This window comes from Rhizobium laguerreae, from assembly GCF_019778565.1.
GTDB lineage: Bacteria > Pseudomonadota > Alphaproteobacteria > Rhizobiales > Rhizobiaceae > Rhizobium > Rhizobium laguerreae.
Window position 1 is genome coordinate 434,103 of sequence record NZ_JAAXQT010000005.1, and the last position, 23,871, is coordinate 457,973.

The 23,871-nt window shown below is 60.0% G+C and carries 25 protein-coding genes; 11 read left to right on the forward strand and 14 right to left on the reverse strand.

Annotation, left to right across the window (positions count from 1 at the left end; genetic code table 11):
* The first annotated feature begins 14 nt into the window (after window positions 1-14).
* Window positions 15-1,301, forward strand: coding sequence for an epoxide hydrolase family protein (locus tag HFO71_RS18615; protein ID WP_168258275.1), 1,287 nt, complete (start codon window positions 15-17; stop codon window positions 1,299-1,301).
* Between the two features lie 131 nt (window positions 1,302-1,432).
* Here HFO71_RS18615 and HFO71_RS18620 read toward each other — a convergent pair whose 3' ends face one another.
* Window positions 1,433-4,279, reverse strand: a complete 2,847-nt coding sequence (locus tag HFO71_RS18620; protein WP_168258274.1) for an ATP-binding protein — start codon at window positions 4,277-4,279, stop codon at window positions 1,433-1,435.
* Window positions 4,280-4,538: 259 nt separating this feature from the next.
* Between HFO71_RS18620 and HFO71_RS18625 the strand changes: the two genes are divergently transcribed.
* Window positions 4,539-5,192: a response regulator transcription factor gene (locus HFO71_RS18625; RefSeq protein WP_025394185.1), complete on the forward strand. Its 654-nt coding sequence runs from the start codon at window positions 4,539-4,541 to the stop codon at window positions 5,190-5,192.
* Window positions 5,193-5,284: 92 nt separating this feature from the next.
* Here the strand turns inward: HFO71_RS18625 and HFO71_RS18630 are convergent, their stop codons facing one another.
* Entirely contained in the window at window positions 5,285-6,286 is a 1,002-nt protein-coding gene (locus HFO71_RS18630; protein ID WP_168258273.1) for a L,D-transpeptidase family protein, read from the reverse strand.
* 119 nt (window positions 6,287-6,405) lie between these two features.
* On the opposite strand from HFO71_RS18630, the gene HFO71_RS18635 reads away from it, so the two are divergent.
* Window positions 6,406-7,299, forward strand: coding sequence for a LysR family transcriptional regulator (locus tag HFO71_RS18635; RefSeq protein WP_168258272.1), 894 nt, complete (start codon window positions 6,406-6,408; stop codon window positions 7,297-7,299).
* 101 nt (window positions 7,300-7,400) lie between these two features.
* Here the strand turns inward: HFO71_RS18635 and HFO71_RS18640 are convergent, their stop codons facing one another.
* From HFO71_RS18640 to HFO71_RS18660, 5 genes are all read right to left on the reverse strand, one after another.
* Window positions 7,401-7,715 carry a hypothetical protein gene (locus tag HFO71_RS18640; RefSeq protein ID WP_025394182.1) on the reverse strand — a complete coding sequence of 105 codons (315 nt, stop codon included), beginning with the start codon at window positions 7,713-7,715 and terminating at the stop codon, window positions 7,401-7,403.
* Window positions 7,716-7,837: 122 nt separating this feature from the next.
* Window positions 7,838-8,419 carry a BA14K family protein gene (locus HFO71_RS18645; protein ID WP_168258271.1) on the reverse strand — a complete coding sequence of 194 codons (582 nt, stop codon included), beginning with the start codon at window positions 8,417-8,419 and terminating at the stop codon, window positions 7,838-7,840.
* Window positions 8,416-8,583, reverse strand: coding sequence for a hypothetical protein (locus HFO71_RS18650; RefSeq protein WP_165503774.1), 168 nt, complete (start codon window positions 8,581-8,583; stop codon window positions 8,416-8,418). Before HFO71_RS18650 ends, HFO71_RS18645 begins: the two co-directional genes overlap by 4 nt.
* A gap of 50 nt (window positions 8,584-8,633) precedes the next feature.
* Entirely contained in the window at window positions 8,634-9,503 is an 870-nt protein-coding gene (locus HFO71_RS18655; protein ID WP_221988252.1) for a DUF1236 domain-containing protein, read from the reverse strand.
* Window positions 9,504-9,619: 116 nt separating this feature from the next.
* Entirely contained in the window at window positions 9,620-10,018 is a 399-nt protein-coding gene (locus HFO71_RS18660) for a DUF1236 domain-containing protein (protein ID WP_025394179.1), read from the reverse strand.
* A 196-nt stretch (window positions 10,019-10,214) separates the two neighbouring features.
* Between HFO71_RS18660 and HFO71_RS18665 the strand changes: the two genes are divergently transcribed.
* A complete protein-coding gene (locus HFO71_RS18665; protein ID WP_221988253.1) occupies window positions 10,215-10,481 on the forward strand; it encodes a hypothetical protein in 267 nt (88 codons plus the stop codon).
* Between the two features lie 91 nt (window positions 10,482-10,572).
* Here the strand turns inward: HFO71_RS18665 and HFO71_RS18670 are convergent, their stop codons facing one another.
* Window positions 10,573-11,418 carry a class I SAM-dependent methyltransferase gene (locus HFO71_RS18670; protein ID WP_170269155.1) on the reverse strand — a complete coding sequence of 282 codons (846 nt, stop codon included), beginning with the start codon at window positions 11,416-11,418 and terminating at the stop codon, window positions 10,573-10,575.
* Between the two features lie 403 nt (window positions 11,419-11,821).
* On the opposite strand from HFO71_RS18670, the gene HFO71_RS18675 reads away from it, so the two are divergent.
* Window positions 11,822-13,210, forward strand: coding sequence for a sensor histidine kinase (locus HFO71_RS18675; RefSeq protein WP_132615171.1), 1,389 nt, complete (start codon window positions 11,822-11,824; stop codon window positions 13,208-13,210).
* A 2-nt stretch (window positions 13,211-13,212) separates the two neighbouring features.
* Window positions 13,213-13,836 (forward strand): response regulator, encoded by a 624-nt coding sequence (locus HFO71_RS18680; RefSeq protein ID WP_094086217.1) that lies wholly within the window; start codon window positions 13,213-13,215, stop codon window positions 13,834-13,836.
* 27 nt (window positions 13,837-13,863) lie between these two features.
* Here HFO71_RS18680 and HFO71_RS18685 read toward each other — a convergent pair whose 3' ends face one another.
* Window positions 13,864-14,361: a hypothetical protein gene (locus HFO71_RS18685; RefSeq protein ID WP_131719702.1), complete on the reverse strand. Its 498-nt coding sequence runs from the start codon at window positions 14,359-14,361 to the stop codon at window positions 13,864-13,866.
* Window positions 14,362-14,652: 291 nt separating this feature from the next.
* Here HFO71_RS18685 and HFO71_RS18690 point away from each other — a divergent pair, with 291 nt between their 5' ends.
* The 5 genes from HFO71_RS18690 (at window position 14,653) to HFO71_RS18710 (ending at window position 16,889) form a co-directional block, all read left to right on the forward strand.
* Entirely contained in the window at window positions 14,653-15,150 is a 498-nt protein-coding gene (locus tag HFO71_RS18690; RefSeq protein ID WP_025394173.1) for a hypothetical protein, read from the forward strand.
* A gap of 10 nt (window positions 15,151-15,160) precedes the next feature.
* Window positions 15,161-15,562, forward strand: a complete 402-nt coding sequence (locus HFO71_RS18695; RefSeq protein WP_132615169.1) for a GFA family protein — start codon at window positions 15,161-15,163, stop codon at window positions 15,560-15,562.
* Window positions 15,563-15,600: 38 nt separating this feature from the next.
* Window positions 15,601-16,395: an exodeoxyribonuclease III gene (gene xth / locus HFO71_RS18700; RefSeq protein WP_132615167.1), complete on the forward strand. Its 795-nt coding sequence runs from the start codon at window positions 15,601-15,603 to the stop codon at window positions 16,393-16,395.
* 75 nt (window positions 16,396-16,470) lie between these two features.
* Window positions 16,471-16,701, forward strand: coding sequence for a hypothetical protein (locus tag HFO71_RS18705; protein WP_168258268.1), 231 nt, complete (start codon window positions 16,471-16,473; stop codon window positions 16,699-16,701).
* A gap of 5 nt (window positions 16,702-16,706) precedes the next feature.
* The gene (locus tag HFO71_RS18710; protein WP_131640303.1) at window positions 16,707-16,889 is read left to right on the forward strand and encodes a hypothetical protein; all 183 of its coding nucleotides are present in this window, start codon (window positions 16,707-16,709) and stop codon (window positions 16,887-16,889) included.
* Window positions 16,890-16,920: 31 nt separating this feature from the next.
* Here the strand turns inward: HFO71_RS18710 and HFO71_RS18715 are convergent, their stop codons facing one another.
* The 5 genes from HFO71_RS18715 to HFO71_RS18735 all read right to left on the reverse strand — a co-directional run.
* A complete protein-coding gene (locus HFO71_RS18715; protein WP_168258267.1) occupies window positions 16,921-19,005 on the reverse strand; it encodes an FAD-dependent oxidoreductase in 2,085 nt (694 codons plus the stop codon).
* A 6-nt stretch (window positions 19,006-19,011) separates the two neighbouring features.
* Window positions 19,012-20,181 (reverse strand): Gfo/Idh/MocA family protein, encoded by a 1,170-nt coding sequence (locus HFO71_RS18720; protein ID WP_168258266.1) that lies wholly within the window; start codon window positions 20,179-20,181, stop codon window positions 19,012-19,014.
* Window positions 20,182-20,205: 24 nt separating this feature from the next.
* Window positions 20,206-21,861 (reverse strand): GMC family oxidoreductase, encoded by a 1,656-nt coding sequence (locus tag HFO71_RS18725; RefSeq protein WP_168258265.1) that lies wholly within the window; start codon window positions 21,859-21,861, stop codon window positions 20,206-20,208.
* 1 nt (window position 21,862) lies between these two features.
* Window positions 21,863-23,407: a GMC oxidoreductase gene (locus HFO71_RS18730; RefSeq protein WP_168258264.1), complete on the reverse strand. Its 1,545-nt coding sequence runs from the start codon at window positions 23,405-23,407 to the stop codon at window positions 21,863-21,865.
* A gap of 15 nt (window positions 23,408-23,422) precedes the next feature.
* A partial coding sequence (locus HFO71_RS18735; protein ID WP_206989071.1) for a TOBE domain-containing protein occupies window positions 23,423-23,871 on the reverse strand: 449 nt, incomplete at its 5' end.

The window sequence follows — 23,871 nt, forward strand, 5'->3', positions numbered from 1 at the left end:
CCCAGGAGAGCCCCATGTCATCCATCTCATCCTCAGTCACTCGCCGCACGCTTTTGGCAACCGTCGCGGCCGCGGGCGCGCTCAGCGTCCTTCCAGCCTCGATCGCCCTGTCCAAAGCCGGTGGCGAGGAAATTCGTCCCTTCAAATACAAGGCGACCGATGCCCAACTCGACGATCTCCGCCGCCGCATCAGGGCGACACGCTTTCCTGAGCGCGAGATCGTCGATGACAATAGCCAGGGCGTTCAGTCCGCGACCATCGAAAAGCTCGCCAGGTATTGGGCCACGGACTATGACTGGCGAAAGGTCGAGGCGAGGCTGAACGCCCTGCCCCAGTTTACGACGACAATCGACGGCGTCGAGATCCACTTCATCCATGTGAAGGCTGAGCGCGACGGCGCCCTGCCCATCATCGTGACACATGGATGGCCGGGGTCGATCATCGAGCAGATGAAGATTATCGAACCCCTTACCAATCCGACGGCACATGGCGGCTCGGCGTCAGATGCTTTCGACGTCGTCATTCCTTCGATCCCTGGCTACGGCTTTTCCGGAAAGCCAACCGAGAAAGGCTGGGATCCCATCCGGATCGCGCATGCCTGGATCGAACTCATGAAACGCCTCGGCTACTCGAAATATGTCGCTCAGGGCGGGGACTGGGGCGACGCCGTGACTGAACAGATGGCACTGATAGCCCCGCCGGAACTGGTCGGGATCCACGTCAATATGCCGGCCACCGTTCCGGACGACATCGCCGCCGCGCTGCGGCCGGGAGGCACCAAGCCCGCAGGACTGTCGGCCGACGAGGAACACGCCTACAACCAGCTCGATGACTTCTACAAGCATGGCCTCGGCTACGCGATCGAGATGGCAAACCGCCCGCAGACCTTGGTCGGCATTGCGGATTCACCCGTTGGCCTTGCCGCGTGGATGATCGATCACGACATCCGGAGCTACGAGCTGATTGCCCGCGTCTTCGACGGCGAGACGGAAGGCCTGACACGAGAGGATATCCTTGACAATGTGACCCTCTACTGGCTGACGAACACGGCCGTCTCGTCGGCACGCCTTTACTGGGAGAACAAGCTTGAATTCTTCGCTGTGAAGAATGTCAAGATTCCGGTGGCGGTCAGCGTATTTCCCGACGAAATCTATGCGGCGCCCCGGAGCTGGACGGAGCGGGCCTACCCGAACCTGATTCACTACAACAGGCTCGCGAAGGGCGGGCACTTCGCAGCTTGGGAGCAGACGACGGTGTTCTGCGAAGAGCTCCGGACTGCGTTCCGTTCAGTCAGAACGTAAAGGCATTTCAGACGCGTGCCTGGTCGCCGGTTTTCCGGCGGCCTTGCTCCATGTGTTGAACGTGGACGTGGGCCACATTTGATTTCGGTTGCGACGCAGGGACTGCCGTGCAGCGATTTTCGGCCTTCGTTTCAGCCCAGACCGTCGATCAGCATCTTTGCTCGTGACAGTTTGACGCTGGAAAATCCTTCCGTGAACTGCTGGTAGATCGGAAGGAGGATATTGCGAGCCGATCCGCGTCCATCATTGCGATCAAGGAATTCGACCAGGCTGATGCCTGCCGAAATTTGCCAGTAAATTCCGCCTTGCGCGGAGGCCTGCTGCATTGCCTGTTGGTACAAGTTTTGGACATCAGAGGCGTCGCTGATGTTCTGGGCGGCTAATATCTCGCCCTTCCTTCTCAAAATCTCGGGCACCATCCACCGGTAGCCTTTTTGCTCTGAAAAATGCAGGGCATTTCCGATTTCCTGAAGCGCCTCATTAAAACGACCGGCCGTCTGCAACGCAGACGCAAGCTCGCATAAGAAAAAGGGATAAAAGAGCAGGTACGCGGCTTCACGCATTTCACCAATGCCGGATCGAATCGCGTCGATGCCACTCCTTGGATCGCCCGACCGAACCGCCAGGCTTCCCTTCACGCATAGGCCAACCGCGTGAAAAGGGCGCAGGCCATGCTGCAATGCATGGTCGAGCAACTCTTCGCCGTATTCCTTGGCTCGATGCACTTCGTCAAGGCTTAGTGAAACGAAGGCAGCCGACCATGCGAGAGCAACACATAAGACGAATGGCTGCCTTGTTTCGCGTGCTTCCCGGATCGACTCCTCAGCCGTTCGAACCGCCGCGTCCAACTGACCGCGTGAGATCAGGTTCACCGTGTTATGGGCCATGGAGGACGTCCGAACGTCGGCCCCGAGCCTCAGCATATTTTTGCGGCGATTGTCGAAGGGGAAATGCCTCGCCGCCCAATCAAGCCGCTCGCCAGCTTCCTGGTGCTCCGCCTGATAGGTTTGAGGGATTCCCACGAGCCATGCGGCCGTAGCCCGGGACTGTATGTCTCGTCCCTTGACGACTTGCTCGTATTCACGCGCAAACACCAGCGCGTCTTCCAATTCCATCGATCGGGCGGAGAACAGCCAAAGTGCGCATGTCACGCGCTGCTGGTAATCAAAGTCATCGAATGCCTTTGCCAGCGACAAGGCACCGGTCAGCAGGTCCCTGCCGCGATGGCTCATGCCTTGGGTGTAAATCAGCGCGAATCCGAGAGCGCATCGCAAGACCATCTCCGTGCGGCTTCCGCTCTCCTCGCCGATCTGTTCGAGCGCCTTTTCCGCCCAGTCGCCCGCCTCGGAAACCAGCGACATGGCAGTCCAGAAGTCGCTCGCGGTGGCGGCGAGCCTTACGCCCAGAATTCCGTCCCCATCGGGCGAGAGAGCCCATCTCAACGCGGCACGCAGATTGTCGATCTCCCGGCGATAGCGACCAATTTCTTCGATCGCAGCCTGAAGATGGCGCTCCTCTGAAAACGGCCGAAAGAACGACAGAAAGTACTTCGCCAGCCGACGCATGGCGCGTTGGTAGTGGTCGCGGACCCCGAGTTTTTCGCGCGCGTAGACGCGCACGGTTTCGAGGAGACGCCAACGAGGACCTGTTTCCGCCCCTTCGAATGTCACCAGCGACTTCGAGACGAGATTAGAAATAGCGAGAGCCGTTTCCGCCTCGGTTTCCCCACTCACCGCCACGGCGGCATCTAGCGTAAAGCCGGCCGGGAAGATCGCCAAACTGCAAAGCAGCTGGCGTTCGGCTTCCGGCAGCAATTCATAGCTCCAGTCCAGCGCCGCGCGGAGTGTCTGATGACGAGGCAGAGCTGTCCTACGTCCGCCGGTCAGCAGGACAAAGCGATCGTCCAGTCGGCCGGCGATCTGTTGGAGACCGAGGGTCGCAGCGCGGGCGGCGGCAAATTCGATGGCGAGCGGAATTCCATCGAGATGCCGACATATCGTCGCGATGGCAGACAGCCTTTCCTCGCTTGGCGAAAAATCCCATAGCAAGGCCCGGGTGCGGGCGATGAAGAGCTGGACTGCACTATGTTCCAGAGCGTTGCCGAGATCCTCGCTCGCCGGAACCTCGAGCGGGGGCACGCGGTAGGCGAATTCACCCTCGATACGGAGAAGCTCTCGGCTTGTCGCGAGCACCGATACGTTTTGGCAAGCGCGCACGATCGCCTCGACCATTGAGGCGGCCGCGTCGATGACGTGTTCGCAGTTGTCGATCACCAACAACATCTTCCTCGTTCCGATGGCGCGCGCCACCAGCTCTGCGGAAATGTCGTCTGCCTGAAGATGCAAATCGAGGGTTTGAGCTAGCGTTGTGGGAACAAGGCTTGGATCCGACAGGGATACAAGTTCTACGAAGAAGGCGTCGCCATCCAGCGATGGCAGCAAACGGCGGGCGATTTCTGACGCAAGCACGGTCTTTCCGATACCGCCGGGACCGGTCAGCGTAACAACTCGGTAGGCAGAAGTCAGGTTCAGGACTTGGGTAATCGTCGTCTCGCGGCCTACCAAATCAGACATCGAGGCCGGAATATTTGTAAAAAACGAATTCCGAGTTGATCGCGGGTGGATGGGAGGCGTCGGCGCCGGCGCGTGTGCTGATTTACGATGGCACGTCCACTCGCCGAGGATACGATAGCCTCGACCAGAAATGGTCTTCAGCAAATTCCTATCTTTTCCGAGCGCCTTACGAATTGCCGATATGTGAACTTGGATCGTATTGTCTTCGACGACGAGTCCGGGCCAAACGCGCTTCATAAGGTCGTCTTTGGATACGATATCGCCTTCCGAAACCACGAGTGTTTCCAGAATTTCAAAGGCCCGACTGCCGATGGGTACTGGCGCTCCCATGGCACGCAGCTCTCGCTTAGCGAGGTCAAGCTCCCAACCGCAGAACTCGAAAAGGCCTAGCTCGATCTGTCCCAAAGCACTCTCTCCAGGCAATGGTATTTAGGACCATAAAACCATAGAAACGCCCCTTATTCCAAGGCCACGGGGCCGCGTACCAAAGCAGCGATTCAGATTTTTTCAGAATCTCTCATAGCACTTAAGTGCCATTTTGAATCGCTATCCACTAAAAGAAATCTCAGCAGCGATCGCGACAATCAACAGTCGGACGCAAGTACAATTCGTTTCTAATGATCTTTGCCCACAGATTCTCGACACAATTTAAAGGAGAATGGCAATGTACACTGGTAACCACCCGCATGCCACAACGCGCAAAGCGCAGAAATTCTCACCGGAAGACGCAATCGTCGTTATCTTGAGTGACGACGATACTATCTCTTCGGCTTTGAACGCAAACATCTGCTTACAGGGTTGGCGGCCGCACCTTTATAAATCAAGAACGGAATTTCTGACATGCCCAGAGGCGGACTTTCTAGGTTGCGTTGTTCTTGACGCGAGGCTGCCTGACCTCACCGCGTCTGATCTGACACATCTAATATGTGCGCATGCAACCCGTTGCCCGGTGATCGTCCTCACCGGCCATGGCGGTCAGGCGATGACCGTGAATGCAACGAAATTTCATGTCAGCTTCATACCACAGCCGTTCGACTTGAACGCTCTCACGGAAAAGATTGATGCGGCCATTCAAGCCACCATGGAGATAGGTCGCCTCGAGGGAAACTACCGGACGCTTACGCCGCGAGAGCGGGAAGTCATGAAGTTCGTCGCCGAGGGGCTACTGAACAAGCAGGTGGCGTTCAAATTGAACATCAGCGAGATCACAGTGAAGGCTCATCGCGGTCAGGTCATGAGGAAGATGAACGCCCGAACGTTACCGCATCTGGTGAACATGGCGGCGAAGCTCGATATCGGCGTGGGATCTCTGCATTAGTTTGTGGTCTGACAGACGGCCGGGATGCCGGGAAGAGCCCGACATCCAATCGGCAGCAAACCCGAGAAGGGATCGGAATAAATATATTCCGTTCACTTCGGAGCCGCGGAACTGCCTTTGACGAAGTCCACCATGACGCCTGGCTTGACCATGCTAGCCAGCTCTTCGACATCCCAATTCGTCAGCCGCACGCAGCCATGCGATCCCACCTTGTCGATAAGCTTCGGCTCCGGTGTCCCATGTATTCCATAGGTCGGTTCGGTCAGGTCGATCCAGACCGTCCCGACAGGACCGTTCGGCCCTTTCGGGATCGTCAGGACCTTGTTGTTCTTTCCCTGCTTGAAGTTGCGCTTCGGATCATATCTGTAGACTGGCATTCTCGCGACGCCCTTGACCTTGTGCTTGCCTGACGGCGCCGGATTGTCTTCGCTTCCGATCGTTGCGGGATAGACTGCGAGCAGCGATCCATCCGCGGCATAGGCGAGCACCTGCCCCGTCTTCCCGTCTGCCTCGATCCTCTTGACCTTTCCTTCCCTTGGAGGACCCGGGTTCACCACCCACACAGTGTCGCCAGGAGCAAACTGCGAAGCCGGGTTGAGCGCATGCACGAGATCAATACCCATGTGGAACCGCTCTGATAGCTTCTCGGCAACGCTCGTATACCCCAGGCTCTGCATCTTTGCCTTCTCGCCATAGTCTTCAGGGATCTTCTCAACGAGACCCGCCGCATCCTCGGCCGAGACGACATTACTCTCAACGATCGGGGCGTTGCCTTCCAGGCGGGAGGCGACCTCTGGATCCAGCCTCCCATCGACAGGAAGATTGTTCATCGCCTCGAAGCCGGCCACGGCCTTGTCGACGTTTTCGCCCGAGAGGCCATCGATCACGCCGGGAGATGAGCCTGCACGGTCGAGCAGGACTTGAAGGCGAACGATCGCCGGGTCTGGATCTCCCGGCCCAGATTTCTCAGTCCCGATGGACGCAATCGACGCAGTATTGATTTCTTCGGGTCGGAGTTCCCGCGCGGCGGCACCGCCAACGGAGAAGGCCAGAGCGAGCAGCGACATCGGCAGGGCTGTTTTCATGGACGACAAATGGCCAGCGGCGCAACTTGTTCCAGTGCGAACAGAGCCAGGCGGGTGTTCACGATGATTTCAATGTCCAGCCTCAGCAAATTCAGTACAACGGCCATTTGATCCGAAGGAGCTCGTGAATGCCGCGCGAGAGCGTCAATGACCTGCTGGCTTTTCTGGCGGTCGCCCGAGAGAAGAACTTTACGCGAGCGGCTGCGAAATTGGGCGTGTCTCAATCGGCGCTCAGCCACGTTGTCCGCCAGCTCGAGACGCGGCTTGGAATCCGGCTGCTGACCCGTACCACGCGGGCCGTTTCGCTCACCGAGGCCGGGGAGCGGTTGTTCCAAGGCGTGGGACCGCATTTCGACGAGATCGATGCTCAACTCGACGCTCTCACAGAGCTCCGGGACAAGCCCGCGGGGAACATTCGCATCACGGCATCCGATCACGCGATCAAATGGATCATCTGGCCGAAACTCCAGCGCTTCCTACCGAACAACCCTGACATCAAGGTGGAGCTGATACGCGAGAACGGGCTGTCTGACATCGTGACCGAGCGCTTCGACGGCGGCGTCCGGATGGGAGAGCAGGTGGCGAAAGACATGATCTCAACACGTATCGGGCCTGATTTCCCTTTTGCCGTCGTCGGCACGCCCTCATATTTCGACGGCAATGGGGTTCCGGAGCATCCGCAGGACCTCGTCCGCCATAACTGCATCAACGAGCGCCTGCCCACATATGGCGGCTTCTGGGCATGGGAGTTCGAAGACAACGGGAAAGAGATCAGGATCAGGGTGGAGGGACAGCTTGCCTTCAATAACTCCTATCAGAGTGTGGAAGCGGCGCTGGACGGACTTGGCCTGGCATACGTACCGGAAGACGTCGCGCTACCTCATATTGCGGAAGGCCGTCTGAGACGCGTGCTGGAGGCCTTTTCCCCACACTGGGATGGCTACCATCTATACTACCCCAGCAGAAGGCAGTCCTCTCCGGCTTTCGTGGCGCTCGTGGACGCCCTGCGCCATCGAGCTTGATAGCCATCTTGCTTTTCTTGGGCGCCCTTTGAGCAGGGAACGCTGACGCGCAGGGATCGCTTTCGGTGGGGCGCTAAATTGAACGCCCATCGGTGACCCTCTCAATGAATTATCTTTGACCGCTTCTCCGCATGCGAAATTCCATCGAGCGTCGCCATAAGCTTTTCGAACTCGCTCAAGACTCGATTGAACTCGGCGTCCTGCATGGCGGCGATTTCCGATATCGTCGAGGACACGGACTCAATCAGCGTGTCGATCCAAACGCAGCGCTCGGCCGGGACATGACCGAGGACCTGCTGCCTATGCGTCTTCAGCTCCCGCAGGATGCGAACGATAAGAGCGCCACGGTCCGCCCTGCTCAAGAACGGAAGCCTTGTCTGCGCCTGCTGGATTTCCGTTATCAGCGTCGTCGCCATCCCCGATCTCCGACGTTCGAATGCAACCCGTTATCACAACCACAGCGTTTCCAACATGGACTTTGGTCTGAGTGACCATATCGGTGCGGTTCAGTACTTTCTTCGCCACCACAGCCGATCGGTTAGTCGCTCGTTGCGACGAGATCTGAAGTGCCGCAGCTGCGCCTTGGTCCTTCCCATGGTTGATAAGTATTGTCCTCCGGACGATACGACCTGTAGCGAGCAGCGCACCGAGCCGCCTGTGCATTCACCTTCGTGGCGACGCCCTCATCGGCTTCGGCGACGATCTTCTGGAACGGCGAAGAGCACTCGCGGATCCCGCCGCTATAGGATCGATAGCTATTGGTCGCAGGGTCGAAGGAACGGTAGCGTTGCGCGCACCAAGCAAGGTGCTCGGCAGAAAGCTTTGGCTGCGGTGTCTGGAGTTCGGCTGTTGACGGGCGATCGGAAACCGGCTTCGCCCTGGAGGTGGTGATAGCAGGCGCCTCGGTGACGTAGCTTGAGTAGAGAGGCGGAATTCGCTCGTATTGCTGCTGCCGGATATCGACTTTCACCGGTGCCGTCGTCCACAGATCGCGCGACGTCAGGTCTTTAAAGGCATGAGGTTCCGAGTTCGCGACGACGTAGGACGCGACAGATGCGGCAGCCATGCAGGCCCCGACCGAGCTTAAGATCCCAAAGACGACGGATGCGATGGCTTTCATTGTCCTGACCCCTGCTGTTGAGCCTGCGGAACCCAGACGCGGCCGGCGGTGCTATCATGCCGGCCGCCGGTGGCGACAAGCACGGCGACAATGCCGGCGATTGCCAGCAGGATGGCGATCAGCGGCACGGCCAAACCTGCGGATTTCTCTTCGGAATAGATCATGTTCCCTCTCCTCGGCCCCGGCGGCGGCGGTCGCCGCCGGGCACCGGCCGTTATGCCGAGATGATGTAGACGATCGTGAATGCAGAGGGATCGACGATGACGATCCGGCCGTCCGCGAGGAGGAAGAAGCGGTAGGCCTTGTACTGCGGTACGATCTCCACGATCCGCGGCGGCAGCGGCTCGAGCCTGATCTTCTTCGGAATGGTCGTGCCGACCGAAACCGTGAAGTCCACCTCCCGAACCGGCTCGACGTGAACTTCTTTCACAACGGTACGGATTTCCGTCTGCTGCTCGACGGAGATGTTCACGTTGGTCGTGTTGTTCGTCTCGGTCTTCGTGGTTTTCTGAGTGCTGCTGTCGACGGATGTGTTGTTGGTCTTGCTGTTCGACTGGGTCTCAGTCGAGCCGCTGGAAGACTTCGCGTCGCCAGACCTCTGGGTCTCGCTGGAGCCGGTCGATGTGCCGGTGTCCTCGCTGCCGGCAGGCTTCTGGCTTTCCGTCGAGGACTGCCCCGACTTGGGAGACTTCGAAGCATCCGGGCTTCCGTCGGAGGTGTCCGTGCCTGCGGCACCGGAGCCGGTTTCGGTCGAGCTTCCGGACTGCGTCTTGGCACCGAGCTGAGTTGTCGTCTGACCTGAGGAGCCATCCGTGGAGGTTCCGGTCGACGCCCCCGACGAGTTTCCGTCGGAGCCGGAAGGTTGCTGCTGCGCATCCTGGCTACTCGATGCTCCTGCGCCACCCGAGGAGGTGGCGCCCCCCGCATCCGGTTGCTGGGTCGCACCACCGCTGGACTGGTTGTTTTGGGCAGCACCCTTCTTGGGAAGGATTGGTGCATCCTGCGCCGAGGCGGCCATGATACCGACCGGCGAAACGCCGATCGAGAGTGCCGTCATCAGCACTGCGAGTGTCTTGGTCTTCATAACAATCTCTCTGCTTTTTTGGCCGCACGACGGCGCTTCCGTCTGTCGTGCGGCGCTTCTCAGGTTTTAAGATGATTTGCGGAGCAATGACGCGGCAGTGGCTGCGTCGCATCAGGTCACTTGATGACCTGGATGACCTTGCGGGACGACGGTTCGACGATGACACGTTCATCATTGACCACCGCATAAGCATAGGTCGGGTCATCCGGAATAGGCGTCACGACGACCGTCTCCGGCAGGGGCTGGCCGACGACAATCTTCTCCTTCACGACCACGCGCGCCGATGGTGCTGGAGCCTCGCGGACATAGGTGACGACCTTTTGCGGCGGCGGATCGATCGCCGTGCCAACAACGGCGCCGGCAACGCCACCGACAGCAGCACCGACGGGGCCACCGACGATCGCACCGGTAACCGCGCCACCCGCCGCACCATTAACGGTCGAGGACTGGGCGAATGCGACGCCCGACATGAGGCTCGCGGCAGTGGCCGCACCGACGATAAGCTTGGAGAGCATTTTCTCCTCCTTCTGTTTCGAGGCGGCCTTCGTGACCGCTGCAAAACCAACTAGCTGGAGGCAGGGTCGTTCCACGCCCCGGACCTCAGTCCGATGGCCTCGGCCTTTGGTCCTAAAACCCATTTCAATATCGGTCGCCGGCGCTAATTGCGGATCGAAGGCCCTGTCGTCGCGGGCATTGAGGAGACTGAAGGAGATGGCACGATCCAACCGTCGGGAGGCGGGACGCAGGCGCCTGGCGATGCGCCTGCCGCAGATGCGCAAGCTGATCATGGAAACCCGCGACCCGTGGCAGCTCGAGCTCTTCGAAGCCTACCAGATGGCCATCGAAGCGCGTGACGCAGTTCGACGGCATCGGTTCGATTCGAACCTGGTGCGGGAATATGACGAGACCTGCTCGGAGATAGAACGGCACGTCATCCGAGCCATGCGGGAGCCTTCCTACGCGCAACGCACAAGCTGACCGCGGTGAGCCGTCATATCTCGGTGGGCAGGAACTTTTGGACATTCAAATATGGAGGAACCGCATGATTGCCGCCGTACGCTGACGAGAATTATGACACACGGCCGACGACAACCAATGCACTCATGCCGCCGCACGGACGCACTCCGTGGCGCGATTCCAGTTGCTCGGCCACTTCGTCGACGATCTCCAGAATGCGCCCCGGCGCCCGCTTTTCGATCTCTCCCCTGAGCGGAGTGCCTTGACAGAAGGCTGCAGCGACGTCGTGCGCGGCCGCGACGGAGGTCAACTCGATCCGATCGCAGGAAACCGAATCAAATCCAGCCGAAGACATATGCGCCTTGATCGTATGAGGGTCGAAATAGGAATATGGCAGGCGATTTAGAAAGTCCGGCGGGTCAGACCGAAATAGGCCTGCCAGGCACTCGTCCACATATCTCGCGAAGTCGTTAGCAGAAAGCGAATCCCAGGTCGCAAACAGGAAACGACCGCCGCTCCGCAACACTCTTGCAGCCTCACCATAGGCCTTCAGCTTATCCGGAAAGAACATCACCCCGAACTGGCAGACGACGAGATCGAACATCGAAGGCGCGAAAGGGAGATTTTGCGCGTCGGCGTGCATCCAGTGAGTCCGCGACATCGTCAACGATGGTGCGCCGACGTCGATCATCGCCTGGCTGAGGTCGGTGGCAACGAGTTCCGTTGCATGATCGAGTGTCGCCCGCAAAGCGCGTGTCAAGGCGCCGGTCCCCGCAGCAACCTCGAGAACGCTGCATGGTTTCAATCGTTCAGCGACGATCGCCATCTCCGACGCATAAGGCTCGAAGAGTATGGGCACGAGAAAGGCCTCGTAAAAGTCGGCAACGTCTTCCTCGAACGGCGCGGGAAAAACGGCAGATTCGGCGTTGATGCCGCCTTCGATATCTGCGGAAATCATCACGTACAAGCCTCCAAACCTTGGTCTGTCGATCGTGAAATATGACTGAATCCGTTGATGTCTATGGGCGTCAGACCTTGGTCCCAGCCCTGTCCGACCGAAGTCCCTGGAGTGGAACGCGCATCGGGATCGCTCCGTTTCGAAAGAGACCAAGGAGATCCGACATGCCCCAGAGTCATAGATCCCGAGTGAATGACGCTTGCAACGCGTCCGTCTTCGCACTTGTTGTCGTTCTGGCTGCCCTTCTCTACGTTTTCGGCGCAGCCATGTCCGGCGATACCGTCGGGTTGACCCAGAGCATAAGAGGCGCCGAGGTGTTCGACACGAGGAATTTGCCCTGACGCTGTTTGGAAAACTCTGAAGACGCGGTAGGTTCATCGGCAAGTCTATTATCGGTATCAAAATGAATTGGCTTCGCCGCTGGAATGCCCGCTCACTCGCCTCCCAGTTCTTCATCGCGGGTGGCCTCATTTCGATTGCCGCCATGTTCGTGGTGGGCTTTTTCGTGAGCCACCTCATAGAGGAGACCGTCATCCACAATTCGGGCGCGGCGACAGCGCTTTATGTGGACAGCGTGATCGCGCCGCTCCTTCCCGATATGCAAACCGAGTCGTTGCTTGATGAAGCGAGTGCTCAGGCTCTGGACGAAACACTCGGTCAGGGTGCACTCGGCAGGCGCCTCGTTTCGTTCAAGCTGTGGCGAAGCGACGGCACCATCCTCTATTCGAACGAGAAGGAGCTGGTGGGCAGGAAGTTTGCGGTCAGCGACAAGCTGCAGAGGGCATTCGCAGGGTCTCTCGTCGCGCGTTATGAAATCGCCAGCGATCCGGAAAGCGACACAGAGCGCGCGCTCGGCAAGCCGCTGATGGAGATCTATAACCCGGTGCTTCAGCCGTGGTCCGGACAGGCGGTCGCCGTTCTTGAGTTCTACGAGACAGCCGAAGGCCTGGGCGATAGTCTGGCGCATGCCAGGCTCCGGAGCTGGGGCGCCGTCGCCGCCCTCACGGCGACCTTTTTCCTTGTTCTCTCCGTTCTGGTGTTCCGGGGTAGCCGCACGATCGAGGCGCAGCGCAAGGATCTCAAAGAACGGGTCACCGAACTGTCTGCGCTGCTGGCGGAAAACCGCGGACTTCAGCGGCGCCTGCAGCGCGCCTCCCAGCGTGCGGCAGCGCTGAACGAAACATACTTGCGCAGCATCGGTGCCGATCTGCATGACGGTCCGGCCCAGCACATAGCCTATGCCTCATTGCGCCTGGACAGCGACCTGTTGATCAATGCGTCCACCCAGCCCGAAACGCGTGAGAAGGAACTTGCCTGGATACGCTCGAGCCTTGCCGAAGCGATGACGGAGATCCGCAATATCTGCAGCGGACTGGTGCTTCCACACATCGAAAAATCCTCGATCACCGAGATCGTCACGCGGGTCGTCGAAGCGCATCAACATAAGACCGAAACACCTGTCGAAACTGTTATCGACGAGGACGGACCGGAACTTCCCCCCGCCGTGAAGATCTGTATCTATCGCTTCGTTCAGGAAGCCTTGAACAACGCCTATCGCCACGGCGGCGGCGTTCAGCAGGCTGTCAGAGCCGTCTCGCACAAGGGTCATGTCCGTGTCGAGGTCAGCGATCACGGCGACGGCTTCGATCCGACCGAGGTGAGGCCAACGAGCCTCGGCCTCGTGGGTTTGCGCGAGCGCATCGACAGCCTGGGAGGATCTTTCGATATCAAGACAGGCGAAGGAGGAACAACCGTGACCATGATCTTTGAGCCAATGGAAGTGGGAGAGTAGGAATGACATCAATCACCATCGGCGTCGTGGATGATCATCCGCTTTTTCGCGAGGGTGTAACGCGCAGCCTATCCGAAATCAGCGGCTTTATCGTCGTTGGCGAGGGGGCCAGCAGCGATGATGCGGCGATGATCGCTTCGGACAACCGCCCCGACATTATGCTCCTCGATGTCTCGATGCCCGGCGGCGGGCTTTCTGCGATCAGTGACGTCCTTGCGCGGAGCCCCGCAACGAAAGTGCTGATGTTGACGGTATCCGAGGAGGTGGACACCTTACTGGGAGCTCTGCAACGGGGCGCGATGGGCTATGTTCTCAAAGGTGTTGGTTCACGTGGCCTCGCCGAAGCAATCCAAACCGTTTTGCGTGGCTCACGATATATCTCGGCGACCATGTCGGCGAAGGTCATGGAAAATTCCTTGAATGGCGGAACCTCCGACAAAAGCAGCCTGACGCCACGGGAACGCGAGGTGATGGATCTTGTCGCTCAAGGCCTGTCAAACAAGCATATCGGCTTGCGACTCAACCTGCAGGAAAAGACTGTGAAACACCATATGACCCAAATCCTGAGCAAGCTCGGCGCCTCAAACCGGACCGAAGCGGCTCTACAGTGGCGCGAACGGCGCTGAGACGGATTCTCACCCGCCTACCAGGCGTCAGCGAAGAAAGCGGCTCATCCGACGGGCATCGTTTGCCGTTGCTTGTCGACTGATGATCGTCCGGCCCTTGGAGTCCTTCATAACGTAGCGACCGCGTTGCAGGGTTTCAGTGATGCCGTTCGAATGACGAACGTCGATGGAGCCATCGGACGCCGCTGTCGCTCTCGCGCCCGATCTTGCTGACGATCCTGTGCTAGAGGAAGACGATCCACCACCGGCGGAATTTCCACCATTGCCGTTCCCGGAACCACTATTGCCGCTGCCGCCACCATTGCCATTCCCTCCCCCGTTGCCATTGCCATTACCGCCGCCGTTGCCATTCCCTCCACCATTACCGTTGCCATTCCCGTTGTTGCCGTCCTTTGCCTGCGCAAAGTCCGCCGCCAGAACAGGAAGGGAACCGCCGAAATTCAAACTGACCGGTGATGCAGCAGCGATGAGAGCGACGGCCGCACTGCCGCCCAATCTCAGAAAATCGCGTTTCCGGATACTCATGCCATAGCCTCGTTCGTCCGTTCGTTGCCGCTTCCCATGCAATACGACGTATGAGACTTTTCGCTGTTCCGAGTAAAGAATGCAACCGACCTAGGTAGTAGGTGCGGCAAGACTTTGGTCCGCCGCTCGCCGATTGTAATGCTTGTCATCGGAAAAATGTCGCATGGTGGCACCTCAAGCGCACCTCGGCGAGGGGCTGTTCGTGCATCGCTGTTAAGCGCGGAAGCATTCTATGGAACTTCTCCGCTTTTCGCCGCTTTGTTTGTTCAAGGTGCAACAGAGGAAACTTCCATGGCAAACCCGAACGAATCCCCCGCAGTCCAGTCCATGCGAAAAGAACAGGCAGAGCAGCGGAAGCAGGCGCGAAAAGGCGAACTCGACAAAGCAATTGAGGATACTTTTCCTGCGTCCGACCCGGTGTCTGCCACTCACACTTCTATTCCCGCCGGCCGCAGCGACGTCGAAGCGGCTGAGCGTGTGAAGCGGGAGCCGGATCCCGCGAGACTGGACGAGCAATATCCATTTGTCGATCAAGCTCTGAACTCGACGGGCGACACTGCCCGCTCCTCCGACGCCTCCGGTGTCGATCGCCAAGGAATGCGATCTCTTCAGAGAGAAGCAAGCCGCGTCGCTGAGTCCGCATCGGAACTGGCGTCTGGATCGGCTCGCCTGGCAAAGGCCGAAGCCCGCACATTCGTCCATGATCTCGAGGATCGCATACGCCGGCAGCCGCTGACGGCCGCGGCGATCGTCGCCGGTATCGCCTTCGTCTTTGGCGCGACGCGTTGAGGAGCCAGCCATGGCAGCGCGATGGACTGGCGGCTGTCTTTGCGGATCCTGCCGGTACGAATTCGCCGGTGATCCGCCGCATTCGGGTTACTGCCACTGTGACATGTGCAAGAAGGCGACCGGAGGCCCTTTCGCGGTCCTGGTCCAGGCGAGGATGGACGACCTTGCCTGGACGGCCGGTACGCCCAAATCGTACCGATCGTCGCCGATCGCCACGCGCGGCTTCTGCGGCAAGTGCGGAACACCACTCTATCTTCAGTACGATGGCGACGAACTGATCCGGGTGACCGTCGGCTCGCTCGACCGCCCGGAGAAAATCAACCCGGCGGGACACTATGGTGTGGAGAGCCGCCTAAAATGGGCCGATTGCGGACGGGGACTCCCTGAAGAGGAAACTCAGGAGCGCTTTTAGATGTTGCCCGGCATCGCTTGGGGGCTTCCGGGGGGCTCATGAAAATCGCAACCTACAATGTCAACGGCATCAACGGACGGCTGGAAATCTTGCTGCGCTGGCTCAAGGAGGACGCCCCTGATGTGGTCTGCCTCCAGGAACTGAAGACAGACGATGCCAGGTTTCCGCGGAAGGAGATTGAACAAGCCGGCTACGGCGCCATCTGGCACGGACAGAGATCCTGGAACGGGGTTGCCATCCTGGCGAAGGGCAAGACACCGATACTGACGCGTCGCGGTCTTCCCGGCGATCCTGACGATACCCACAGCCGGTATATCGAAGCTGCCGTCGACGGCATCCTGGTCGGATGCCTGTATCTTCCCAACGGCAATCCATTTCCAGGAGCAAAGTTCGATTACAAACTGCGCTGGTTCCGCCGTCTGCAGGACTACGCCGCCGAACTCCTCGAGCTCGAAGTGCCTTCGATCCTGGCCGGCGATTTCAACGTCATGCCGACGGAGATCGACGTCTACAAGCCTGAGCGTTGGCTGGACGACGCCCTCTTCAGGCCGGAAGTGCGCAAGGCCTATGCTCATCTCGTCGCTCAGGGCTGGACCGATGCCGTCAGACATCTGCATCCGGGAGAGCACATCTACACCTTCTGGAAATACTGGCGGAACAGCTTCGAACGGGATGCAGGGCTTCGGATCGACCACTTCCTGCTCAGTCCGGCAGTCGCGCCGTTGCTTCGATCGGCAACCGTCAGGAGAAAGCCTCGCAGCTGGGCGCATACGAGCGACCACGCGCCCGTCATGATCGAGCTCGACTTTTCCGCAGCTGGAGCAGATCTGTAAGCCGCGATGTCGATCTCAGAGGAACCAGGGAACCTGCAATGTCGGTCGGAGTTAGCTGGTAAAGGAGATTGTCCAATGCCTACGAATTCCATCCCCAATTCCGCAAAGCTTCCGCCGAAGTCACTGAATGAGGACACTCAGGACGACGGATTGCCCGAGGCCAATGTCGATGACCAGCGTAAGCCACCCGTCAACATGGGCAGCAGCCGCCAGGCAGGCGACGGCGTCACCGACGCCGACCCTGAAACAGGCCGCGCCGATCAGAAGGATCGCATCCCTGCCCCGCAATTCTCCAACCGGAAGTAACCGCTATGGGCGAAAGCAAGAACTACCTGAACACCGACGAAATCCAGGCCGACGACCAGTTGTCGCCGAAGCCGGTCGAAGGAAAGGACCCGCCGCGGAACGTGCGCAAAAGCGAGGAAGCCGTCGCCGAAGGTTCTGACGAGACCGAACGCATCCGTGTTCCGCCGCCGGTGCCGAATCCCGATTGATCAACACACGCCGCGCGGGCGATGCGGAGCCTTATCCATCCGTGCCGCGGTCGTAGATGCGGCCGGTCAACCAGGCCGGCCAGTCCCGCTCGAAAAAGGATCTGGCGCTCTCGTCAAAGCTGCGGTTCGGACGTGTGGAAAGCGTGATCTCATTGCCATCGAGCCGAACGATAATCTGCTGTTCCCGGTGCGCTTGGCGTTCCTTTCGGAAGCGATAGTCCTGTAACGGCCCTGAGTGCGCCAGCGGAAGAGATTCGCCCTCCGCATGGCATATCGCGCGCGCGCCACGGCTGCCGCCGCCGTTGCGAATGAAGAAATCAAGCGCGCTGAGCACGGCTTCCGAAGCAAGCGCCATATGCCGCCATTGCACGCCGCGAACCGCCTCCGCTGCTCGACCGTAGGCGACGCCGTAAGCGCGAATTTCAGCATTCAGCTTGCGTGCTTCAATCAGGGCACCGCTGACACTTTCCTGATTGCAGAGGATGCCGGCCTTGTCGCTCATTCGTGCCTGCACTTGCGGACGGATCGATTTGACGGTGAGCGGGCTCTCGGTCCGAAGGACGGCAAGGAGGTCGGCGATACCTGCCTCTGCTGTACCGGTTATGTCCCCCGTGGAGTACCGCTTTGCCCTGCAGGTCGCGCTGATGTGCTCTGCCGCGCGGGTACCGAAGACCTGCCCGGCATTGAGCGCTGCTCCACCCGGCCTCGTCACGCCGTGTGTGCCCGCTGCCTCTCCGACCGCGTAACAGCCGCCGAGACTGCTGCGGCCCCAGGTGTCGACCATGATGCCGCCGTTCATGTGCTGGTTGTTGACGGCGAATTCCAGCGGCTCCTCGGCAATGTCGATCTTGTAGCGGCGATAGAGTTCGATCGCGAGCGGGTTCATATGCTTCAATCGATCGATCGGCATGTCCTGGTCGGCGCCGGCCTTGCCGAGATAGTCGCGGACGTCTTCATCCAGTCTTTCCAGGCTGAACGGCAGGTCGCCCGGCACGGATAGGGGATTGCGATTGAAGTCCATGAAGACGCGCCGCCCTGCGGCGGTTTCGCGGGAGATGGCAAGGTCGACCAGGCTTGAGCCGAAGTCGAGCATGCGCGTCGCGTGAAATGGCCATTGATAGCCCTTGCGGAAGACGTTCGACGCCAGCTCCTGCGTGCTGCGATAGTATTCTGCCAGGAAATGGCGTTCAGCGCCGTCTGAATCGAGCGAGTAGATATGCGGGATCGCCTGGACATAGGTGCCGGACAGGTTCCAGGGGAACCCTTCTCTGCGTGTTCCGATGCCAAACTGGCTTTCGGTCAGGTTGACGAGTTCGACGCCTGCCTCGAGCGCCAATCCGAGAGAGCCGAAGCAACCGTTGGGATATACGCTGTCGCGATAGAGTTCGCCCGGGCCGCCGGCGGCGAGCACGATCACGCCGGTGACGAACAGCGCGATGCCCAGCGGGTTCTCCTCCGTACGGTCGGTAGCGCGCATAGCGAGAATGCCGACGACGTGGCGGTCAGCGCCAGCGCCCTCGGTGAGGATCTTTACCGCGGTGGTCTGGTTGTAAAACGGCACTCCGAGCCGGATCGCCTCCTCGGCCAACACCTTAACCATCAGGCGCGAGGTGCGCGGGCCGCAACTGGTGGCGCGGCCGACCTCGTCATGGTCGGTCTGATATCTGAGCGTCCCGCCAAGCGGATCCTGCGGCAGCGGCAGACCTAAGAACTGGAGCGATGCCATCATCCGTGACGAGCCTACCGCCTCGACATAGGCCGTGTCCTCGTCCATGGCGCCGCCGCTGCGGATGGCGCGCGCCATTGCCCTGTAGTTGTCGCCCTGATCGGCCGTATTTGCCGTGTGCAGGGTCTGCTTGTCCGATCCAGAACAGGCCGAGGTTCCACCCCACGCGCTTTGGCTGACAACGACGACGTCGTCGCCGCGCCGCTTCATTTCCACCGCCGCACGCAGACCTGCCGCGCCGGATCCGACGACGACGCAACCGGCTCGATAGATCGGCGCCTCGACGCCGGCGAGCCGGACCACGTCCGAAGGTCCGGGCTCGGTTGGGAGCCGCGGCATGTCGACATCGGTCAGTGCGTCAAGAATTTCCTGCGGAACGTCTATGGTCATCGGCGTTCAACCCAGCGGGATGTCGACCCAGCGCCTTTGCCGGGAGGACTCCATGCATGCGTCGACAATCTGGCAGATGTGATGACCTGTATCGAATGTCGGCCACATCGGCCTGTTTGCAACGATCGAGCGGATCACCTCGGCCACCTCGATGATCTTGCTTTCATTGTAGCCCAGGCCGAAATTCGGCAGAGGAAGGAAGGCCCGGAAGGTGGGGTTCTCAGGACCCACGTCGATCTCGCGAAAGCCGCGCCGTCCAGTCCGGTCGTCGTTGGAGTAGAAGCGCAGCCGGTTTATCTCGTCATAGCTATAGGCGATGCTGCCTTTCGTTCCATAGATTTCGTAGGTCTGCATGAACTTGCGGCCGGTCGCGACACGGCTGAAATCGACGATCCCGCCGGCGCCGTTCTCGAACCGGCACAGCAGATTGGTTGCATCGGGATTGGTGATATCAGCCCAGGTCTCATTGCCTGTCAGTTTCACCTGCTCGCCATAGGCAAGGCCCTCAACGACGGGCCGGCGCGGCGTCACGATGAGATTGTCGGCAATCAGGGAGCTGACGCGGCCGACCAGGAAATCCATGAAGCTGAAGATGTGCGATCCCGTGTCACCGACGATCCCGGTCGGCGCAAGCTTTCCATCGGCGCGCCACATGAAGGGCGCGTTCGGATCGCCATACATGTCGACGTGCTGGCAGCCGCGGAACAGCTTGATCTCGCCGATTTCGCCGGATTGAATGATGTCTTTCGCCAGATCATGCACGGGATTCCGGGGAAAGGCGTGTCCGACTCGAGTAATGACACCCTTTTCCCTGGCGATGTCGGCCAGTTCCCGCGCTTCGGCGGCAGTGTTTGCTAATGGCTTCTCGCAATAGACATGTTTGCCGGCCAGCAAAGCCGCCTTGGCCACCTCATAGTGGAGATGGTCGGGCAGGCAGATATCGATCAGATCGACGTCAGGATCAGCGACCGCCAGATTCCAATCCTGAAGAATCCGTGCGCCCGGCGCCCTGTGGGCAAGATCGCCGGCTGCCTTCGAGGGGCCTTCGACGAGAGCCACAATCCGTGCCGTTCCGTCCGACACTCCGAAGAAATGCGGAAAGGTCTGATAGGCCATCGTATGGACCTTTCCCATCCAGCCCGAGGCGCCAAGCACTGCAACTCTGACTTCAGACATTGTCGTCTCTCCTCTCGACAGGACTTACCGGATTTCGGCGCGGGCCCGAGGCCTCGCATCGTTGCGTTCGTAGGCGAAGATGGTGGGGGAAAGTGCCGGCAAGCCCCGGATGAGGTCCGATCCTTTTTCGCCGACCATGATCGTCGGAGCGTTGGTATTGCATGAGGGCACGCGCGGCATGACGGATGAATCGCAGACCCTGAGGCCTTGCAAGCCGTGAACCTTGAGATCAAGCCCGACAACCGCGTCAGGCCCTGTCCCCATCTTGCAGGTACCCACCGGATGATGGTCGGTCTTCGCGTTGGCGCAGCCGTAGTCAAAAAGCTGCTCATCGGTCATGACCTTCGGTCCTGGAAGCCTTTCGGCCATGACATAGGGCTTCAACGCCGCCTGCTGCATGATCTCGCGCGCGAGCTTCAGCCCTTCCAGGGACATCGTCCTGTCGTGAGGATCGGACCAGTAATTGGGGTCGATCAGTGGAGCCGCAGCCGGGTCGGAGGATGACAGACGCACCGTCCCCCTCGACCGCGGATGCAGATAGGCGGAGTTGAGCGTCACGCCCGCATTCTTAAGCCGTTCGACACCCGCTTCGATGCCCGAGCCCAGACCGAGGTGGAACTGGATATCCGGAGAACGGGCTTCAGGATCTGCGTACCAGAAGCCGCCGGTCTCGAAGAGCGACGAGGCGACCGGTCCGGTGCGGAACAGCACGTATTGAATCCCGGCCCAAAGTGTCCGGTGGAATTTTGCGACGCCATCATAGGTGTGATCGCCCGTGCATTCGGCAATGACGAAAAGATCCAGGTGATCCTGGAGGTTGCCGCCGACACCCGGCAGATCGTGGAGCACCTTGACGCCCACCGACTTGAGATGGTCGGCCGGTCCTATGCCGGACTGCAAAAGCAGCTTCGGCGATCCGATGGCGCCGGAGGAAACCAATACTTCGCGGTCGGCGCGCACGATCTCCTGGCCGTGCGAGGTCACGATCTCGACGCCTGTCGCACGGGCTCCCTCCACGATAATACGCGCGACGCGCGTGCCCGTCCTGACCGTCAGGTTCTTCCGGTCCTTGATCGGCGAGAGATAGGCGAGCGATGCCGACGACCGGCGACGGTTCCGCTGCGTCAGCTGATAAAATCCCACACCCGCCTGTTGGCGTCCGTTGAAGTCGTGATTGTAGGGAATGCCGAGCTCCTGCCCTGCACGGATATAGGCGTCGCAGATCGGCAGCGGCGCAGCAGGCATCGAGACGCCGAGCGGACCACCATAGGAGTGATAGTCGTCGGCGAAGCGCTGATTGTCTTCCGCACGTTTGAAATAGGGAAGGATCGAACGATAGTCCCAGCCCTCGCAGCCGTCTTCACGAGCCCAAAGGTCATAATCCACCGCGTTTCCACGCGTGTAGAGCTGTGCGTTGATGGACGAGCCGCCACCAATGACTTTCGCCTGCGTATAACGAAGCACGCGGCCTTTCATGTGTTTCTGGGGAACGGTTTCCCATCCCCAGCTGGCGACGCCTTTGGTCATCTTGGCGAAGCCCGCGGGCATGTGAAAAAGCGGATTCCAGTCGCCGCCACCCGCCTCGATCAGGAGTACGCTGACATCTGGATCTTCGCTCAGCCGATTTGCAAGCACGCATCCTGCAGGGCCGGCGCCGGTGATGATATAGTCGAAACCCATCTTACTTTCCTATTTTGTCCGTTCGGTCTGCCAGCGCGTCTCGTGCCTGCAAGTCCTTCGACGCGATGTGATCTGCCACTCTCAGTGCCTGGGCGGCGATAGTGAGCGCAGGATTCACAGCGGCCGATGTGGGGAGGAAACTGGCGTCGACGACGAAGAGATTGTCGTGGTCATAAGCCCGGCAATACGCGTCGAGCGGCGCAGCCGCGGGATCGTTTCCGATGCGGATCGTTCCGCACTGATGCGAGGGCGTGCGCTTGTCGAAGGGCCTCGCCAGCACGATCGGAAACCCGATCGACTTCAGGATTGCCTTCAGCCTGGCGACAAGCGCGAGATGAGCGTCCCAGTTGGTTCGTTGCCATTGGAGAATAATCCGATCTCCATCCACCATGACCCGGCTTTCGGGATTAGGAACGTCCTCGCTCATCGCATAGAAGTCGATGGCATGGCCGGTGATGAAGCGCAGGAGCCATTCCGGAGCCTGGGGCAGAGAGCCCTTGAGAACCTTTTCAGAGATGCGACCGAGGAGTTGCACGTTGCCGAGGGGCGGCCCTCCCTCCCCGTCGGAGAGATAGAAATCGTTGAAGGCAAAAGTCTTCTGGTAGATGGAGGTGTTCCTGAACCGCGGCGAGACCCCGATGACCGCGGAGGCATTGTGGTTCATGAAGTTGCGGCCCACTTGGTCGGAAGAATTCGCCAGACCCTTTGGGAAGCGGTCGTTTTTCGAGCGCAGCAAAAGAACGGACGATTGCACTGCGCCGGCAGCAAGGATCACGATCTCAGGTGAAACAGTCAGCGTCTCCCCGTTCTTGACATAGGTCACCCGGTCGATCCGGCTCCCCGCTCCCGTGTCAAGCCTCGTCACGCGCGCATTGGTTTCGAGCCGGACGTTCTCGTGGCTCAGCGCCACTGAAAGGGCTGCGGTCTCGGCGTCCATCTTGCCGTCGCGGGCGTTGGGGTGCGCATCCCACGGCGTGCGTGCTTTGGAGAGCCAGGCGTCAAGATCGAGGCCGAGCGGTAGGGAAAACGGATGCAGGCCTTTCCGCTTGAGACGCGCCCTGATATCGGCAATCGGCGCCTCGTCCGGGACGGGCGGGTACTCGTAGGCAGCCGAGTGGTGCGGTTCTGTGGGGTCTTCGCCAAGGCTGCCGCGGACCTGATACATGCGTTCGGCCTGGCAGTACCACGGCTCTAAGGCTTCATACGGAAACGGCCATGCCGGCGACACGCCCTCCCGGTGCTGGATGACGTCGAAATCTTGCTTGCGATAACGTGACAACACGGCGCCGTAGAACTTCGAATTCCCGCCGACATTGTAGTAGTTGCCGGGATTGAACCCCTTGCCGCTTGCCTCGTACCAGGTTTCCTTCGGTCGAAAATGTCCCCGCTGGAAGATCGCGCGCTGGTCGCGGTTGACCGGAAGGTCGGCGATCTGATCACCGGCTTCGAGGATCAATATCTGCGCACCGATCACGGCCAGGCCGGCCGCGACCGTGGCGCCGCCGACGCCTGAGCCGATGATGACGATGTCAGGTGAACCGCTCATGTTAGCACCTGGCCCTCACGCGATCCGCGCCTGTGTTTCGGGATCGAAGAACACGGCCTTATCGAGATTGAAGGCCAGGCGGGTGTTTTGTCCTGGCGCGATGCCGGTATCGGCGCGCAGGCGGGCGACGACGGATTTGCCGCCGAGCTTGGTGACGGCGAAGGTGTCGGAGCCGGCCGGTTCGACCACCTCGATCAGGCAATCGCCCTCGGTCAGCGAGCGCGCCTTGCGGTCGGCGCCATCGGGATCTGTCAGCGCTTCCGGCCGGATGCCGAAGATCACCTGTCTGCCGGTATAGGCGGTCAGGCCGTCATTGCCTGAGATGACCGGCAGTCGGAGCGGGGCGGCATTCGGCCGCTCCAGCGAGACTTCGAGGCCGCCGGCGCCGTTTTCGACGGTGGCGTTGAGCAGGTTCATCGCCGGCGATCCCATGAAGTCGGCGACGAAGATGTTGGACGGGCTGT

What these genes read in the sequence shown, in the direction of transcription:
- HFO71_RS18685 (WP_131719702.1), bottom strand. Translation starts at nt 14,361, where the DNA reads ATGAGTATCCGGAAACGCGATTTTCTGAGATTGGGCGGCAGTGCGGCC.
- HFO71_RS18670 (WP_170269155.1), bottom strand. Translation starts at nt 11,418, where the DNA reads ATGATTTCCGCAGATATCGAAGGCGGCATCAACGCCGAATCTGCCGTT.
- HFO71_RS18730 (WP_168258264.1), bottom strand. Translation starts at nt 23,407, where the DNA reads ATGAGCGGTTCACCTGACATCGTCATCATCGGCTCAGGCGTCGGCGGC.
- HFO71_RS18660 (WP_025394179.1), bottom strand. Translation starts at nt 10,018, where the DNA reads ATGCTCTCCAAGCTTATCGTCGGTGCGGCCACTGCCGCGAGCCTCATG.
- HFO71_RS18650 (WP_165503774.1), bottom strand. Translation starts at nt 8,583, where the DNA reads ATGATCTATTCCGAAGAGAAATCCGCAGGTTTGGCCGTGCCGCTGATC.
- HFO71_RS18705 (WP_168258268.1), top strand. Translation starts at nt 16,471, where the DNA reads ATGCCTACGAATTCCATCCCCAATTCCGCAAAGCTTCCGCCGAAGTCA.
- HFO71_RS18625 (WP_025394185.1), top strand. Translation starts at nt 4,539, where the DNA reads ATGTACACTGGTAACCACCCGCATGCCACAACGCGCAAAGCGCAGAAA.
- xth (WP_132615167.1), top strand. Translation starts at nt 15,601, where the DNA reads ATGAAAATCGCAACCTACAATGTCAACGGCATCAACGGACGGCTGGAA.
- HFO71_RS18710 (WP_131640303.1), top strand. Translation starts at nt 16,707, where the DNA reads ATGGGCGAAAGCAAGAACTACCTGAACACCGACGAAATCCAGGCCGAC.
- HFO71_RS18690 (WP_025394173.1), top strand. Translation starts at nt 14,653, where the DNA reads ATGGCAAACCCGAACGAATCCCCCGCAGTCCAGTCCATGCGAAAAGAA.
- HFO71_RS18645 (WP_168258271.1), bottom strand. Translation starts at nt 8,419, where the DNA reads ATGAAAGCCATCGCATCCGTCGTCTTTGGGATCTTAAGCTCGGTCGGG.
- HFO71_RS18725 (WP_168258265.1), bottom strand. Translation starts at nt 21,861, where the DNA reads ATGGGTTTCGACTATATCATCACCGGCGCCGGCCCTGCAGGATGCGTG.
- HFO71_RS18695 (WP_132615169.1), top strand. Translation starts at nt 15,161, where the DNA reads ATGGCAGCGCGATGGACTGGCGGCTGTCTTTGCGGATCCTGCCGGTAC.
- HFO71_RS18615 (WP_168258275.1), top strand. Translation starts at nt 15, where the DNA reads ATGTCATCCATCTCATCCTCAGTCACTCGCCGCACGCTTTTGGCAACC.
- HFO71_RS18675 (WP_132615171.1), top strand. Translation starts at nt 11,822, where the DNA reads ATGAATTGGCTTCGCCGCTGGAATGCCCGCTCACTCGCCTCCCAGTTC.
- HFO71_RS18715 (WP_168258267.1), bottom strand. Translation starts at nt 19,005, where the DNA reads ATGACCATAGACGTTCCGCAGGAAATTCTTGACGCACTGACCGATGTC.
- HFO71_RS18635 (WP_168258272.1), top strand. Translation starts at nt 6,406, where the DNA reads ATGCCGCGCGAGAGCGTCAATGACCTGCTGGCTTTTCTGGCGGTCGCC.
- HFO71_RS18655 (WP_221988252.1), bottom strand. Translation starts at nt 9,503, where the DNA reads ATGAAGACCAAGACACTCGCAGTGCTGATGACGGCACTCTCGATCGGC.
- HFO71_RS18720 (WP_168258266.1), bottom strand. Translation starts at nt 20,181, where the DNA reads ATGTCTGAAGTCAGAGTTGCAGTGCTTGGCGCCTCGGGCTGGATGGGA.
- HFO71_RS18665 (WP_221988253.1), top strand. Translation starts at nt 10,215, where the DNA reads ATGGCACGATCCAACCGTCGGGAGGCGGGACGCAGGCGCCTGGCGATG.
- HFO71_RS18680 (WP_094086217.1), top strand. Translation starts at nt 13,213, where the DNA reads ATGACATCAATCACCATCGGCGTCGTGGATGATCATCCGCTTTTTCGC.
- HFO71_RS18640 (WP_025394182.1), bottom strand. Translation starts at nt 7,715, where the DNA reads ATGGCGACGACGCTGATAACGGAAATCCAGCAGGCGCAGACAAGGCTT.